General features: G+C 44.7%; 10 protein-coding genes and 1 pseudogene. 5 read left to right on the top strand and 6 right to left on the bottom strand.

Annotation, left to right across the window (positions count from 1 at the left end):
* Positions 1–9 precede the first annotated feature (9 nt).
* The 4 genes from KUG37_RS04745 to KUG37_RS04760 form a co-directional block, all read right to left on the bottom strand.
* Entirely contained in the window at positions 10–453 is a 444-nt protein-coding gene (locus tag KUG37_RS04745; protein ID WP_216936396.1) for a copper resistance protein NlpE N-terminal domain-containing protein, read from the bottom strand.
* A gap of 79 nt (positions 454–532) precedes the next feature.
* A complete protein-coding gene (locus tag KUG37_RS04750) occupies positions 533–1,786 on the bottom strand; it encodes a serine hydrolase (protein WP_254202611.1) in 1,254 nt (417 codons plus the stop codon).
* Positions 1,787–1,857: 71 nt separating this feature from the next.
* Entirely contained in the window at positions 1,858–2,712 is an 855-nt protein-coding gene (locus KUG37_RS04755) for a MaoC/PaaZ C-terminal domain-containing protein (protein ID WP_216936406.1), read from the bottom strand.
* 157 nt (positions 2,713–2,869) lie between these two features.
* Complete coding sequence (locus KUG37_RS04760; RefSeq protein WP_216936409.1) at positions 2,870–4,261, bottom strand: 3-oxoacyl-ACP reductase; 1,392 nt, start codon at positions 4,259–4,261, stop codon at positions 2,870–2,872.
* Positions 4,262–4,501: 240 nt separating this feature from the next.
* Between KUG37_RS04760 and KUG37_RS04765 the strand changes: the two genes are divergently transcribed.
* On the top strand, positions 4,502–6,019 hold the full coding sequence (locus tag KUG37_RS04765; RefSeq protein ID WP_216940237.1) for an acetyl-CoA C-acetyltransferase: 1,518 nt from the start codon (positions 4,502–4,504) through the stop codon (positions 6,017–6,019).
* A 59-nt stretch (positions 6,020–6,078) separates the two neighbouring features.
* Here KUG37_RS04765 and KUG37_RS04770 read toward each other — a convergent pair whose 3' ends face one another.
* Together KUG37_RS04770 and aceI are read right to left on the bottom strand one after the other, a co-directional pair.
* The gene (locus tag KUG37_RS04770) at positions 6,079–8,262 is read right to left on the bottom strand and encodes a beta-propeller fold lactonase family protein (RefSeq protein ID WP_216940239.1); all 2,184 of its coding nucleotides are present in this window, start codon (positions 8,260–8,262) and stop codon (positions 6,079–6,081) included.
* A 176-nt stretch (positions 8,263–8,438) separates the two neighbouring features.
* Entirely contained in the window at positions 8,439–8,876 is a 438-nt protein-coding gene (aceI, locus tag KUG37_RS04775) for a chlorhexidine efflux PACE transporter AceI (RefSeq protein WP_216940241.1), read from the bottom strand.
* Positions 8,877–8,974: 98 nt separating this feature from the next.
* Here aceI and KUG37_RS04780 point away from each other — a divergent pair, with 98 nt between their 5' ends.
* The 4 genes and pseudogenes from KUG37_RS04780 (at position 8,975) to KUG37_RS04795 (ending at position 12,942) form a co-directional block, all read left to right on the top strand.
* Complete coding sequence (locus KUG37_RS04780) at positions 8,975–9,865, top strand: LysR family transcriptional regulator (protein ID WP_216934897.1); 891 nt, start codon at positions 8,975–8,977, stop codon at positions 9,863–9,865.
* A gap of 89 nt (positions 9,866–9,954) precedes the next feature.
* A complete protein-coding gene (gene tal / locus KUG37_RS04785) occupies positions 9,955–10,932 on the top strand; it encodes a transaldolase (protein ID WP_216934898.1) in 978 nt (325 codons plus the stop codon).
* 77 nt (positions 10,933–11,009) lie between these two features.
* Positions 11,010–11,669, top strand: coding sequence for a leucine efflux protein LeuE (leuE, locus tag KUG37_RS04790; protein ID WP_216934899.1), 660 nt, complete (start codon positions 11,010–11,012; stop codon positions 11,667–11,669).
* Between the two features lie 111 nt (positions 11,670–11,780).
* Positions 11,781–12,942, top strand: a pseudogene (locus tag KUG37_RS04795) (benzoate/H(+) symporter BenE family transporter).
* Positions 12,943–12,946 lie beyond the last annotated feature (4 nt).

Consider the following 12,946-nt stretch of genomic DNA (forward strand, 5'->3'; position numbering starts at 1 on the left):
TTCTTAAAATCAGACTGATTCAAACAAGATAAAGTCACTTTGCATCTGGTAGCGTTTGCCCGTTTGATCTTCACGAATTTCCAGAACATGCTTTTTCAGATCCACATAGACCAGGTTTCGCGTGTCGACATTCAGCAGTTCAATCTTTTGCTGTGAGTCATCCTGAAAACGAATCTGCCCGCTAATGGTTTCAACCTGATTATGCCCACTCAAGCTCTCACGTGATAAAGTAAAAGTCTGATCTTCATGCAAGTTCAAGGCAACGGCCATACCCGGACAATCCTCACAACTTGAAAGACATCCCATACAGGGTGTCGTGCCCTGATAGCTCCCGACCCAGGCAGGAATCTGAGCTTTAGCCTCAAGCGTAGTGTTTGCAGTCGATTGATTATGATCCTGACAGCCAAACAATGCACTGCTTGCGACCAGAGGAATCATGAGCACTTTTTTCATCACTTCACATCACAGACATAAATTCCGCGACAAAATAGCATATTTTAAGTGCTTTGCTAAACTTCCTCACCAATGATATTTAACGCCAGCCTTTACGTCCTGTCAGTACCGCATCAGCACAGCGTAATGTTTCCTGAGTCAAACCCCAAAGTCGATAATCTCCGGTCAATGAGCCAGTCGGGAAATTATGCGTATAGGCAAAACTCAAATCCCGATCAGGATCACACCAGGCACCAGAACCATTAAAGCCCATATGGCCAAAGCCTTTCGAAGATTTACCTAAAGTGAGAACACAATGATAGCCTAAACGCCAGTGCATCGGTAAAGGCATGACCCGATCTCGTGTTTTGTATTGCACCTGACTAAGTCGCTGGAACACCTCAGGCGAAATGAATTGTTGATCTTGCCATTCACCACGACTGGCCAGCATGGCATAAATTTTTGCCAGACTCTCTGCGGTAAATACTCCATTGGCAGATGGAATAATGGCCTGTAGACCTGCATCACTAAAGAAACTAAAGTTCTTCATACCCTTTGGAATCATAGCATCCTGAAAATCCTGTGGGCTCTGCCCACTAAAGACCAAGGCTCGCTCCATCAGGTTCGGCTTTCTTGACGCAGTTTTTTTCACAGGCTGTGTTTGAAGGTTGGCTATTTTAGGCTTTGAAATGGGTAAAGCTACCCGAGCTAACTCATTCGTCGGCACACTAAAATAAGCCCCATTTAACTGTAGTGGCTGTACCAGATATTCCTGCATTAGTTCACCCAGTTTCTTACCGGTCGCTTTTTCCAATGCACCGCCCACCTGCCAGCCAAAGGTCAGCGGTTGATAAGCTGCATCGGTTGCAACTCGAAAACGTGGTTCAGCTGCCGCAATCCGGTCTAGCATATGCGACCAGTCAGCCATCTCGGTGGCATCATCAATCATATTACGGATATCAAACAGGCCACTTTGATGACTCAGCATATGTGCCAGAGTAATATTTTCTTTACCCTTTTGCGCAAACTCAGGCCAATATTCTGCAACCGGCTGGTCATAATCCAGGAATCCCTGACTCACCAGAATGTGCGCTAATGTCGCCAGTACACCTTTGCCTGTGGAATAGCACAGCGACATGGTATCGGGTTGCCAGTTTTCAGTTAAAGACTTTTTACCGGTATAAATATCGACGACCTTCTGTCCCTCAAAATATACCACCAGTGCTGCACCACCCTGTTCGGTACGCGCATCCTGCAAACGGCTAAACTGACGGGCAAGATCGCTAAAACGTTCATCTACCTTGCCCTGATAATTGTGCTGGTCAGCAAACAGATAGTCTTTAATTGGCTGCATCATTCTATCCATAGAATATTGATCCCTTAAAATAAAAAAACCTAAATCAGATTTAGGTTTTTGATTCAGATTTAAATTGCTTTGATATGTCCGGTTACATGCGGTTTTTGATTTTTACTATTTCGAATCAGGAAATCTGTATCATTGGCGGCCTGTGCTGTCAGAAACTCGACTTTCGATGGCAAGTACACCGGCAACTTAAACCAGACATCAGCTTCATAGGCATCTGGCAATGACAGATTCGCCAGTGCTTTGGCCTTGCTCCACATTCCATGTGCAATTGCCTGTTTAAAGCCAAAGGCTTTCGCTGTAACTGCATGAATATGAATCAGGTTAAAATCACCTGAAGTCATGGCATAACGGCGACCCGTATTCTCCGAAATGCTCCATTCATTATTCAGTTGATATTCTGGAACTTTACTTTCTACAGGTTTAGCAGCAGCTTTACCATTAGTCTTTTGACGTGACAGATAAGTCGTTAATCCTTCAACCACCACTTCATTACCTACTTTGACTGTAGTAATGAAATCAAATTGCACACCTTTATCATGCGGCTGCAATTCGCCAAATTTACATGACAGGGTCAAGGTTTCATTGACGCCCACTTTACGGTATTGCTTGACCTGATTACGGATATGCACCAAGCCGAGGATCGGAAATGGAAATGCTTCTGATGTCATCATGTGCATTTGCAGGCTTTGTGAAAGAACCGTCAAATAAATTGCTGGAATATAACCATTATTTTTAAGACCACAGACTTCATTATAAGCTTTCAGATGTTTCGGATCGACCTTGAATGAATCCACCACATATTCAACTTGCGGTAGAGTTTTTTCAGCTTTCGGCTTTTTAAAAATCAAGCCCTGAATCACTTTTGGATAGGCTAAATAAGGTTTTGGAAGTTGACTAAAATGGCGCGTATTCATACTGAACCTTTAAAATATTCTTTTCATTTATATATGAGTGGAGTTCTCTCTCCCTTTGGGAGAGAGTTAGAGAGAGGGCTAAAAAATGCCCCTAATCTCCCTCTCCTAAATCCTCTCCCTGAGCTTTTATTAAACCGCAAGAAAGGACTTGAGTGCTTTAAGCCCCTAACAGACTTTGACCACACACACGAACCACATTACCATTTAAACCGGTTGAAGCAGTAGAAGCAAACATTGCAATTGTTTCTGCAACATCTACAGGTAGCCCACCCTGACTCATAGAGTTCATACGGCGACCCGCTTCACGGATTGCAAATGGAATTGCAGCAGTCATCTGTGTTTCGATAAAGCCCGGTGCAACCGCATTAATGGTTATACCATTTTTTAAGGTCGGTGCTGTGAATTTCACGAGACCAATAACGCCAGCTTTAGAGGCTGCATAGTTGGTTTGACCCAGGTTACCAGCAATCCCTGAAATTGAGGATACACAGATAATACGGCCATTGGCATTTAGACCATCGTTGGAGATCAAGTAATCATTCACGCGTTCAATTGCAGACAGGTTGATGTTAATCACCAGATCCCATAGTTCAGGCTTCATATTTGCCAGTGTCTTGTCACGGGTAATTCCGGCATTGTGCACAATAATATCTAAACCGCCTTGTGCCGCTGCTGCCGCTTTAATCTGCTCACCCGCATCTGCTGCAGTGATATCGATTGCCAAGGTAGAACCACCGATTTCCCCAGCGACCCGGTCAAGATCTGCCTGCTGTTGCGGAACATCCAGACAAATCACATGTGCACCATCACGTGCCAATACATGAGCTATGGCTTCACCAATACCCCGGCTTGCGCCAGTCACGACTGCTGTTTTACCCGCTAGTGGTTTGGTCCAGTCCACATCTACTTTTTCTGCTTGTGAAACACGAATCACCTGACCTGAAACATAAGCCGAACGTGGAGAAATTGCGAAACGCAGCACAGACTCAAGATTTGCCCCAGCGCCGGCATCTACATAAATCAGATTTGCCGCAATCCCTTTTTTGAACTCTTTGGCGATCGATTTTACAAAACCTTCGAGTGCACGTTGAGCAATCGCCTGGCTCACCGATTTTGCTGTTTCAGGTGTTGTACCGACAATCACGACGCGACCAGAACTCTGGATCTGACGTGCAATCGGGTTAAAGAAATCATAAAGTGATTTTAACTGTTCTGAATTTTCGATCCCTGAAGCATCAAAAATCACTACTTTAAACTTGGACTCTTTATCGCCCGGGTTAAACGCACCCAGATTCAGCCCAGACTTTGCAGCAGCCTGTTGCAGTTCAGCATTGTTCCCTGCATAGCTATTGGCATGGATATTTGCCAGAACCTGGGCAATGTCACCCGTCAATGGACTTGCTGGTGCTGCGCCCAATAATACTGCGCCTTTTACTACAGGCGTAGCAGACTCAAAACGGTCTAAAGAAATTGGGGATGGCAGACCCAGATTTTTAATGACAAATTTACCAATAGGAGATTTTGCAAAAGTTTGGTACTGATCAGTCATGTTTATTATCTCTCATACAAATTAATTTTTGGTTGATCCAAAGTTATTCTTAAACTTCAATATGATGCCAGACACATATATTTCAACAGATCTACCAGATTCTGCCTAATCATACTTGAGATAATAGGCAGATGACTTGACCTGAGCGCAGTCTGTAATGTCATTGTAGTCAATACAGCCTATAGTCTTCTATGCTAATGTAAGCGCCAAGAAGATGATCTATTTGCCTAGTAAAGCCTTATGAGCAAAACAACTCAAGAAAATCCAGCAGTCGAGAACTCTGCGACAGAAACTGTGTTAAAACCATCAACGCGCGCTAAGCGTAGCACTAAAAATACTGATACAGCCACTAGGACAGAAAAAAGTCCGACTAAAACCACGCGTACACGCAGCACACCTGCTCGTGTCAAAAGTGCGACTTCATCCGAAAAAGATTCAATTTCCACAAAACAGACTTCTGCCCTACAGGAACCAAACATGAGCCAAAATACAGTTCGCCGCGTTGCGATTATTGGTGGTAACCGCATTCCATTTGCACGTTCGAATGGTGCTTACTTTACGGCATCCAATACTGACATGTTCACAGCAACCCTGAACGGCCTGATTGAACGCTTTAATCTTCAAGGTCAACGCTTAGGTGAAGTGGTCGCCGGTGCAGTACTGAAACACAGCCGTGACTTCAATATGACCCGTGAATGTGTACTAAATACTGCCCTTGCACCGGAAACTCCTGCTTATGACATCCAGCAAGCATGTGGTACCGGTTTGCAGGCTGCATTCCTGGTTACCAACAAGATTGCTTTAGGTCAAATCGAAGTGGGAATTGCAGGTGGGGTCGATACAACTTCTGATGCGCCGATTGCATTTGGTGACGGCTTACGTAAGGCATTGCTTGAGCTGAACATTGCTAAAACTGCAAAAGACCGTCTGAAAGCACTCACCAAGATCAATGTGAAAGACCTGATGGATGCCCCGAAAAATGGCGAGCCACGCACAGGTCTGTCTATGGGTGATCATCAGGCGATTACTACACTGGAATGGGGTATTTCCCGTGAAGCGCAAGATGAGCTAGCAGCATCGTCACACCAGAAAATGGCAGCAGCTTATGAAGAAGGCTTCTTTGATGATCTGATGACACCATTCCTGGGTCTTGAACGTGACAATAACTTGCGTCCAGATTCTTCAGTTGAAAAACTGGCAAAATTAAAACCTGCCTTTGGTAAGGGCGATGCTCGTACCATGACTGCAGGTAACTCTACTCCGCTGACTGATGGTGCTTCTTGTGTGCTATTGGCTTCTGAAGAATGGGCCAAGGCAAATGGTCATGAAGTGCTGGCTTATCTGACCTTTCAGGAAACTGCTGCTGTTGATTTTGTCGAGAAGAAAGAAGGCCTGTTGATGGCACCAGCTTATGCTGTACCACGCATGCTGGAACGTGCAGGTCTTAAACTGCAAGACTTTGACTATTATGAAATCCATGAAGCCTTTGCATCTCAAGTGCTGTGTACTTTGAAAGCTTGGGAAGATCCGAAATTCTGTAAAGAGCGTTTAGGTCTGGATGCACCACTTGGTTCAATTGACCGTGCAAAACTGAACGTGAAAGGTTCATCACTTGCTGCTGGTCACCCGTTTGCAGCGACTGGCGGTCGTATTATTGCAACTGCAGCAAAACTGATTAATCAGAAAGGTTCAGGTCGCGTATTAGTGTCGATCTGTGCTGCTGGTGGTCAAGGCGTAACTGCAATTATTGAAAAATAATAGTTTAGTCTAAGCATAAAAAAGCACCTCATATTGAGGTGCTTTTTTATTTATCCTATTTAGTTTGGTTGGATCGGATTATTTTTAAAGTACTCATCCACCTTGTTCCAAGGTGCAGTAGACGCTACGCCTCGCGCGATATTCTGGTTAACACCCTGACACAACTGAACGTCTGGTGTTAAGTGAAACGCATTGACGTTTGGATCCATATACGGTAACGAGCCTGGACGGCGCTGGAAATAGAAATTCAGCCAGTCTACCATTGGTTCAAAGCCATAATTCGACATGGCCCATGCGCTATTATGGCCTCCCCAATGATGTCCGAATTCATGCGCAATAATACGATAGCCAGATAATCTGTAGTGGCCATAGAAGATCCAGGTATCTACTCCCAGTACCGCTCCGCCTCCCAGACCGCCGCCCATATTGGTAATACCAAGATTAATTTCATTGCGGTTAAGAATTTCCCGATAGACCCGGACATAATCTTCCGGCTGATAAAAACCATTTGGTCCTTCTATCTGACCGGCATTGCCAAAAAAGTCGTGTCCCATGACCTGCTTATGATTAAACCACAAGCGTTCAAATTCTGGAGTGCTGAGCATATAGGCCAGATTGGTCATCATCATGACCCATTCCCGGGCATAGACCGGCGTAATACGACACCATTTATTCGGTTCATCGTAGGTGCCGAAATAAATTTTCCATTTGGCTTTAATCTGGTTCAGCTTTTTGACGTGCTCATCAGTTTCAGAACTCATTTTCAGATCAAAAATACTGCTTGGATTTTGTTTGGTCTGGTTCAGGCCTGCCAGCTGGATCGATCCCGTACCATCTACCAAAGGAAAGCGGGATTGATCGGTCAGCTTGAAATCAAAGCTTGCGTTCGAAAATGGCGTCAACTGATCCAGCTCTGCCAGAATCACCCAGTCTTCCGAGTTTTTAATTTTGGCACGAATCTGCAAATCACGCACGGGTACGGCGCTGTAACTTTGCAACTGCAGGCGATTACCATTCAGTGTTGCCGATAAAATCTGGTCCATATAGACATGGCGCTGACTGCTATTGGTCAAGGTTTCCCACGGCTCCCCATCTTGCAAGACACGGCTTCTCTCGCGTGCCTTAGATTCGGTTAATATCACAGGCTGGCCTAGCTGGGTGGATTTATTTTGCTGCAAGGTCAGCATCGGCAGAATATGAATTTTCTGATTGGCCATATGTAGCAGATTCTGACCATAGATATACAGATCGCTGGCCTTGTCCAACTGGCTAGCCTGCTTCTGACCCGTTACAGTATAATCGCGGAAGGTATCAACACTCTCTCTGGGTAAGATTTTATTTAAGTTGAAAGATTTTTCCTTATAACTTTCCACCTTTCCATCATTTCGTGAAACATAAACCAAGCCATCGTCATGGCGATGGATCACACTCGATAAATTCGTTTCTGTTAAAACAGCCGCGATATTATTATCATTTTCTTTAATCTGATTGATATCGTGAATATAGGTCGTGCCATTCGGCAAGCTGGTATACAGATAACTCCCCATGACTTGCATACGGGCATTACAGTTACGTGCACAGCCCGGCAAGCTGAGCCGTGCAAACTTTCTGGCTTTTAAATGGTTTTGCGCCGTCACATCACTTTGACGCCAGACATTGATCCGACCTTCGATGTCAGGTACATAAACATAGCGGTCGTCAGCAGTCACTGCATTACTATGTACCAGCGCATAATTAAGTGCATCTCCCCACCATACTCCTGTACCGAGTGCCATAATGAAGCTCGGCTGTTCGCTGCTAATATCTAGAATATCAATTCGGTTTGAACCATAGTTAGCCACATACAAACGCCCTGCATGAATTTCCAGATCGTTAAGACTGTCCCATGTCTTGGCCAGACCCGCAATTTTCACGGGATCTATAGAACTTAAAGGACGTTTTTGTTTTAAGTCATACCGTAAAATATTCGATTCGGCCTGACTATTGGCAATATAAAGGACATCACCATCCACCACCATGGCAGTGGGATTCCAAGTTTGCAGACCAAAATTCCCTGCTGTTAATTCCGAGCCTGCATCCAGCACCCTAAATTCCGAAATTTTGCTTAATTGCTCATCCGTACCTGGTACTATCTCCGGCTCCTGGACCGGCTGCTGCGGTGCATGACTATCATTCCCTCCCCCCCCACAGCCAGACATCATTAGCACTATACATACTGACAAGACAGCGTGTCTAAATAACATTAAATCCCCCCATAAATTTAAAAGTTAAATTAAAAAATCAAAGTCTTATAGCTTAATTTCCAGTCTGGTTCGAGCATAAAAAATGAGGACCTGATCAAGTCCTCATCGCTGAACCTTTCTCCTTTCGCATTCTGGCCAAGAGAGTCTGAACTGTGTGGTATTTTTTCTGACTTATTTTATGATGAGATTTTCCGATAATCCGGTTGTAGCCCCAGCTTGGCTTCAATATGGTCATAAGCCCACTGGAAAATAAAGGTGTACACCAGAATACAGAGCGTTAAAACCAAATCCAGCAAAAACGCCTGAGCCAGACTCATGTGTAAGGCATAAGCCACCATGGGAATGGTCGCCAGCATCAAACCACCTTCAAAGCCAATAGCATGGGCAATCCGTACTTTAACGGTTCTTTTCAAGCCATGTCTGGCTTCAAATTTTTCGAAGTAATGGTTAAAGAGCATATTCCAGATCACGGATGTGATGGCCATAGCAATGCCGAGCACACCCGTAATCTGCATCGGTAGATTAAAAATAAAACTCAAAGCTATCGCAATAATCACCAACAGGATGACTTCATAGCTTAGCGCATGTATCAGCCTTCTTTTGGAAATCAACATATCGAATCAGCACAATTTATCAGGAGATTTAGGGAGTTTATTTCTTTAAATCTGATTATTCGAGTTAGAATCTATCAACAAAAATGAAAGATAAAGTTATGAATGTTAATCAGGAACAGCTACTGATGTTTAAAACCGTGATGGAAACCGGGTCTTTCTCTGCGGCTGCCCGTCAACTGGGGAAAGTACCTTCCGCAGTCAGCATGGCGATTGCCAATCTGGAAATTGATCTGAATCTGGAACTGTTTCAGCGCATAGGCCGTGAACCGAAACCGACCACGCAGGCGCAGGTGCTGTATGAAAAAACCCAGCAGCTTCTGGTAGAAATGAACCAATGGAAACAGTATGCACAAGCCTTAAGTTCGGGCTTGGAGTCTGAACTGAATATCGTGGTGGTATCAGAATTGCTGCATACACGCTGGACCGATTATATCGTGTTGCTGGAACAGGAATTTCCCGCACTGCAAATCAATGTCTTTAGTGCACCTCAGGAAGATGCACATCGTATGCTGTTTGAAGGTTCAGCACAGCTGGCTTTAATGTTTGAACGCGAACAGCTGGAAACACGGGAACAGTTTGTGGAATTAAAACGTGAGGTGCTGGTCGCGGTAGTCGCCAAACAGCATCCCTTGAGTCAGTTTACTCAAGTCAGCTATGAACAGATTTTGCAAAACAGGCAGATTGTAGTAGCCAGTCGGGATCGTACCATTAAACCTGAACTGCTCTTTTCACGAAATTACTGGCGTACCGACAATCATCACTCAGCTTGCAACATGATTCAGCAAGGTTTGGGCTGGGGCGTACTTCCACTCGAAATGCTGAATGAACAGCCACATTTGCAAGATCAGCTACAGATTTTGAATCTGCTCGATTTCACCCCAAAGTTTGAATATTTTGTTGACCTGGTCTGGAGCCGGGAAACCCGATTGGGCACAGCTGCTCATTTTTTGATTAATCACTTGCGTAAACAACGCAAAACCGGGCATTAATCACAGAAATTCAACGACAGTCTACTTGGTAAACAGGTCATTTATGATATATAAGAAAGCATAAGCAATAACCATAGAACTAGATCGTAATGACATTAACTGCATTAAACCAATTAAAAAACGTGACGACCATTGTGGCAGACAGCAGTGATTTGAGTGCCATTGAAAAGTTTCGTCCGATTGATGCAACCACCAATCCTTCGCTCATTACTGCAGCAGCGAAACAACCTGAAAATCAGGCATTGATTGAAGCTGCTTTTCAGCAGGCGCAGCAAGAAGACTATGTGGATCATGCCCTGATCGAACGTACCATTGATATTTTAACGGTCAAATTCGGTGTCGAGATCTTAAACTTAATTGAAGGTCGTGTTTCAACTGAAGTTGATGCTTCCCTGTCCTTTAATACTGAAGCCACAATTGCCAAAGCCAAGGAATTGCTGGCACTTTATGCGCAGTATGGGATTGATTCAGATCGCATCCTGATCAAGATTGCTTCTACCTGGGAAGGGATTCAGGCAGCGAAGGCACTTGAAGAAGAAGGGATTCATACCAATCTGACACTATTGTTTGGTCAGCATCAGGCACATGCCTGCGCCGATGCCAAAGTAACTTTAATTTCGCCTTTTGTCGGCCGTATTCTGGACTGGTACAAGAAAGCCGAAGGTGTAGAGTCTTACCCAATTGAAAAAGATCCGGGTGTGCTCTCAGTTAAGCACATTTATGAATTCTATAAAGCACACGGCATTCAGACTGAAATCATGGGTGCAAGTTTCCGCAGTATTGATCAGGTTCTAGGCTTAAGCGGTTGTGACCTGCTCACGGTAGCACCAAACTTATTGGCCGAACTGGAAAATGATCAGCGTGAAGTTCAGGCTCAACTCTCAGCCAAAGATATTCAAGTTCAAGGCGAACTCAGTCCTATTAGCCATGCTGATTTTGAGGCGCAACTGAAACAGGATCCGATGGCCAGTGAATTACTGCAAGGCGGCATTGATGGTTTCATCAAAGCCCGTGAACAACTGGCTGCTTTATTACGTGAAACTTTCCTGAGTACTACTGAAGTTTAAAGATAATTTAGCAAATTTCTCCAAGCCGATGTTGCTATAATGCCGCATCGGCTTTTTTTTGTTCTTGCGAGTTGTTCGTGTTTGGTATTACAGATCTAACGACCTTTATTATTGGAACCACGTTGATTGTGTTGCTGCCTGGACCGAACTTCCTGTATGTCATGTCGATTGCCTCCCGTTTCGGGATCAAGACAGGTTATATGGGTGCTTTGGGCGTTTATACCGGTGATCTGATCCTGATCTTGTGTACGGCTCTGGGCGCAGCTTCGCTGTTACATACCTTTCCGGGGCTCTTTATTGCCCTGAAAATTATTGGAGCGATCTATCTCAGTTACTTGGGTATCAAACTGATCATCGCAGCCTATCAGACTTTCTTTCCGGCAAAGTCTTCACAACGTATACAGATTAAAAAACCAGCTTCAGACACTACTGAATCAATTCAGCCCTTTCGTACCGCGCTCACGATTAGTATTTTAAATCCTAAAGCGATTCTGTTTTATCTGTCTTTTTTTGTGCAGTTTGTCGATCCTGTCTATCCTTATCCGGCCCTGACCTTTACGCTACTGGCTGTGATCCTGCAATTAATCAGTATGACCTATCTTTCGATCCTGATTTTTTCTGGTGTAAAACTCGCCTCCTATTTCAACCAGAAGTATAAAGTGACTGCCAGCTGTGTCGCAGCAGTCGGGCTCCTGTTTTGCGGTTTTGGCCTTAAACTGGCGACCTCTACCCTATAGAATTCACAGTCTTCAAGAGCACCGCTGCTTCTCTTAAAAATTGTTAAAAGCATTGTGTTGATATGTGAAAAACGTATGATTTAAACGCATTTAAAAATAGTGTCATGGATGATGCCAAAACTTTTACAAGATCTCTCCTTTCCGGCGATTATGGCCGGTTTTATTACCTGCATGATTGGGATCAGTGTTTCTGCCGTGCTCGTGATTGAAGCTGCACAAAGCCTGGGTGCCAACGCAGCACAGATTAGCTCCTGGTTATGGGTGCTCGGCATTGGGGTTTCTGGTTTTTTACTGTCCTGGAAATATCGCTATCCGATTTCTACCGCCTGGTCGACTGCCGGTCTGGCGCTGGTCATCGCTTCTGCTGGCCATTACAGCCTGGGCGAAGCAATCGGTGATTTCCGGAATTCTGATTGCTGGTCTGGGTTTTTTTGGAATTTTCGAGCGAATTTTCCAGTTTATTCCACAAAGTCTCACCAGTGCCATGCTGGCAGGTATGTTATTAAAATTTGGTATCACAGTCTTTGGCAGCCTGCAACAGTCCTGGGAATTCGTGCTCTGCGTACTGGCGATTTATCTGGTTTCTAAAAAACTAAGTACGCGCTATAGCATCGTGATTACTGTCTTGATGGCAATTGCACTGTGTCCGTTCTTTATTTATTTCAACATTCCTCAGCTGAACTGGAATATTGCCCAGCCGGTATGGATTACACCTGAATTTAGCCTGCAGGCTGTTTTAGGATTGGCCTTACCCTTAGTGGTCCTTAATCTTGCTTCACAGTACCTGCCTGGGCTCGCCGTCATCAAAAGTTATGGCTATCCGCCAAAAGTAAATTCTATTCTAGGCTGGACCGGCATCACTCAGGCTGTACTGGCGCCTTTTGGCTGTTTCAGTGTCAATCTTGCCGCAATCAGTGCTGCGGTCAGTCTAGATGCCCAAGTGCACCCTGATCCGGCCAAGCGCTATATTGCCGGTATGAGCTGTGGCCTTTTTTATATCCTGATGGGTTTCTTTGCAGCGACCCTCACCAGCGTACTGATGGCCTTTCCCGGCATTCTGATTACCGTCTTGGCCGGGAATTGCCCTGTTCGGCACGATTGGCCACAATATCGCGCTCGCCTTTCAGGACATTCATAATCGTGATGCGGCGCTGATGACATTCCTGTTTAGTGCATCTAATATCCAGTTTTTCGGTATTGGTTCCGCGTTTTAGGGCTGTTACTTGGGCTGATGGTTTATTTCATGTTCAAGCTTAGACCTCAGCCGGCTTAAACTC

It is taken from the genome of Acinetobacter sp. BY419, from assembly GCF_019038395.1.
GTDB lineage: Bacteria > Pseudomonadota > Gammaproteobacteria > Pseudomonadales > Moraxellaceae > Acinetobacter.

Excerpts from the sequence above, each read along its gene's own strand:
- KUG37_RS04745 (WP_216936396.1), bottom strand. The coding sequence starts at position 453 with ATGAAAAAAGTGCTCATGATTCCTCTGGTCGCAAGCAGTGCATTGTTT.
- KUG37_RS04750 (WP_254202611.1), bottom strand. The coding sequence starts at position 1,786 with ATGCAGCCAATTAAAGACTATCTGTTTGCTGACCAGCACAATTATCAG.
- KUG37_RS04755 (WP_216936406.1), bottom strand. The coding sequence starts at position 2,712 with ATGAATACGCGCCATTTTAGTCAACTTCCAAAACCTTATTTAGCCTAT.
- KUG37_RS04760 (WP_216936409.1), bottom strand. The coding sequence starts at position 4,261 with ATGACTGATCAGTACCAAACTTTTGCAAAATCTCCTATTGGTAAATTT.
- KUG37_RS04765 (WP_216940237.1), top strand. The coding sequence starts at position 4,502 with ATGAGCAAAACAACTCAAGAAAATCCAGCAGTCGAGAACTCTGCGACA.
- KUG37_RS04770 (WP_216940239.1), bottom strand. The coding sequence starts at position 8,262 with ATGTTATTTAGACACGCTGTCTTGTCAGTATGTATAGTGCTAATGATG.
- aceI (WP_216940241.1), bottom strand. The coding sequence starts at position 8,876 with ATGTTGATTTCCAAAAGAAGGCTGATACATGCGCTAAGCTATGAAGTC.
- KUG37_RS04780 (WP_216934897.1), top strand. The coding sequence starts at position 8,975 with ATGAATGTTAATCAGGAACAGCTACTGATGTTTAAAACCGTGATGGAA.
- tal (WP_216934898.1), top strand. The coding sequence starts at position 9,955 with ATGACATTAACTGCATTAAACCAATTAAAAAACGTGACGACCATTGTG.